Here is a 2919-nt window from a genome sequence, read left to right on the forward strand (position 1 = left end):
CAAACTGGGTGATCACAATTCCCAAGGTGATGGCGATTCTCCTGGTGTTGCTTCTCATACATGCGGTCGGGATGGTGACCGGGCTGACCTATCAGGCAATATCGGGCTCCACCGACTTCGGCATTGGCCGATATTTTGCCTGGTTTATCCTGCCCGCGACGGCCGAAATGCTGTTGATTGCGGTGCTGGCGGTATTTTTTCAGGCTTTGAGCCCCAACAAATATGTTGGGTGGGGACTGTTCTTTGTCTGGTTTATATCGCGCATCTTCCTTCGCAATCTGGGCTATTCGAACGCGCTCTATGATTATGGCGGCAACCCCGCCGTCCCATTGAGCGACATGAATGGCTCTGGCGGATTTGAATATGGCGCTTGGATATTGCGCGCCTACTGGCTTGCCTTTGGCGTCATCCTGCTGACCGTTGCGCATCTGATTTGGCCGCGCGGCACAGACACGCGCTGGCGTTCACGGTTGAAACGGCTCCGCCCCGGATTGCGTGGCGCACCGCTGCCGCTGATCGGCGCTTCGTTGGTCGCGATGGTCGGTATGGGGGCTTATGTTCACTATAATTTCAAGATCCTCAACCGCTATGAAACCAGCGACGAGGTGGAGAAATTCCAGGCGGACTATGAGAAGAAATATCTGAAAAATGAAAAGCTGCCGCGCCCTGTGATCAAGGCGGTTAAGTTTGACGTACAGATTTTTCCCAAGGAACGGCGCCTGGATGTGACCGGCAACTACCGGCTGCGCAATGAAACCGCCGCGCCCATTTCTGAAGTGCATGTCCGGCAGGGTGATCGCGATGTCGCCTATTCAAAGCTCGACCTTGCAGGCGCAAAGCTTGTCAGTGACGACAAGAAATTCGGCTATCGAATCTACCGGTTCGACAAGCCGCTGGCACCGGGCGAGGATGCCACGCTGAGCTTCGTTTCGCGTATGCACCACAAAGGCTTTCGCAATGGCACGCCCGCAACGACGGTCAATTTGAATGGCACCTTTGCGAACAATTTCGCTTTCGCGCCGATTATCGGGATGAACCGACAGGGCGTATTGCAGGATCGCACCGTCCGCCGCCGCCAAGGCCTACCCGCCGAGCTGAGGCCGGCCAAGCTGGAGGACCTGTCCGCCACCAACGAAAATTATGTCCGCACTGATTGGGTGCTTTCCGACATCACCGTGACCACCGATGCCGATCAGACTCCGATTGCACCGGGCAGCAAGACAAGCGACACGACGAAAAACGGTCGCCGCACTGCGCATTTCGTGTCGCAAGCGCCGATCCTCAGCTTCTTCTCGATCCAGTCGGCGCGTTACAAGCTGACCGAGAAGGACCATAAGGGTATCAAGCTGTCGGTCTATCATGATCCCAAGCATGCGTGGAACGTGCCCAACATGCTGACGGCGCTGGCGACCGGCCTCGATTATTATCAAGCCAATTTTGGTCCCTACCAGTTCGATCATGCCCGCATCATCGAATTCCCCGGCTATGAAAGCTTTGCGCAGGCCTTTGCCGGAACGATGCCTTATTCGGAAAGCATCGGCTTTGCCGCCGATGTGACCGATCCGGACAGCATCGACTATGTCGCCTACGTCACCGCGCACGAGCTGGGGCACCAATATTGGGCGCATCAGGTGATCGGCGCGGACATGCAGGGTCAGACGATCACCGTGGAGACGATGGCGCAATATTCGGCGCTGATGGTGATGAAGAAGATCTACGGGCCGGACAAGATTCGCCGCTTCCTGAAGTTTGAACTCGACAGCTATCTGAACGGCCGCAAGGGAGACCCGATTGGCGAACAACCGCTCTACCGCGTTGAGAACCAACCCTATGTGCATTACCGCAAGGGATCGCTAGTCATGTATTTGCTGCAGGAACGGCTGGGTGAGGATGCGGTCAACCGTGCGCTCGCCCGTTTCATCCAGACCTGGAAGTTCAAGGGCGCGCCTTACCACCGCTCGGTCGATCTGATCGCCGAATTCCGCAAGGAAGCTAAGACCCCTGAAGATCAGGCGCTGATTACTGACCTGTTCGAGCGGATCACCGTTTACGATTTCAAGGCGAAAGAGGCGAAGGCGAAAAAACTTGCCAACGGCCTGTGGCAGACGACCATATCGGTCGAAGCCGGCAAATATTATGCCGACGCCAAGGGCAACGAAACGGCGGCGCCGCTGTCCGAGCCGATCGAAGTCGGCTTGTTCAACGCCCGCCCGGGCGTGGGAGCATTTGGCAAGAAAGATGTGGTGTCGATTGAGCGCAAACCGGTCAAGGGCGGCAAGCAGCAGATTGTCGTAACCTCGAAAACCAAGCCCGCTTTCGCTGGCATCGATCCGTATAACTTCTACATCGACCGTAATTCGGACGACAATGTCGTCGATGTGACCAGCTAGGCCGTGGCCGGGGGCGTCGCCAAGATCGCGAAGCTCCCGGTCGCGAGCGCGACCAGCTTGCCACCCTGTTCGATCCGCGAGGTGAGATGGGCGATGCTGCGGCCCTTATTGTCGATCTGCGTCGCGCACCGGATCTTGCCGCCGCGCACCGGCCGGAAATAGCTGATCTTGATCTCGATTGTCGCACAGGCTTGCCCGGCTTCGAGTGTCGGGTAGAGCGCGGCCCCCATTCCCGTATCGGCGAGTGCATAGATCACCGCACCATGCACCACGCCATGCGGGTTCATATGCTTGTGTTCGGCAGTGAGGGTTGCTGTGCTGCCGCCCTTGCCGTCAGGGGTGACGGCAAGATCGATCAGGTCAGCAAAGGGATGTGGGCGACTGGCCACGCGGCCCGGCTATCAGCGGACGCGCGGGCCGCCAAAGGGCATCGGCGGGGGGGCGCCGGGGGCGCCCCCCGGCCAATTCGCCCGGTAGGGGCGGCCCCCAAGGTCGGCGGCAAAAAGGAAGCCCGGGGTGCCCGCGTCGC

General features: G+C 58.7%; 2 protein-coding genes. One reads left to right on the plus strand and one right to left on the minus strand.

Going from position 1 to position 2919, the window contains the following annotated elements:
• The coding region (locus tag Q0239_RS17375; protein ID WP_298605200.1) for a M1 family aminopeptidase at positions 1 to 2390 on the plus strand (2390 nt) is incomplete at its 5' end.
• On the opposite strand, the gene Q0239_RS17380 is transcribed toward Q0239_RS17375, so the two are convergent.
• Positions 2387 to 2779, minus strand: coding sequence for a PaaI family thioesterase (locus Q0239_RS17380; RefSeq protein ID WP_298605202.1), 393 nt, complete (start codon positions 2777 to 2779; stop codon positions 2387 to 2389). The genes Q0239_RS17375 and Q0239_RS17380 overlap by 4 nt on opposite strands.
• Positions 2780 to 2919: the final 140 nt, after the last annotated feature.

The sequence above is a fragment of the uncultured Sphingorhabdus sp. genome, assembly GCF_937872355.1.
Taxonomy (GTDB): Bacteria; Pseudomonadota; Alphaproteobacteria; order Sphingomonadales; family Sphingomonadaceae; genus Sphingorhabdus_B.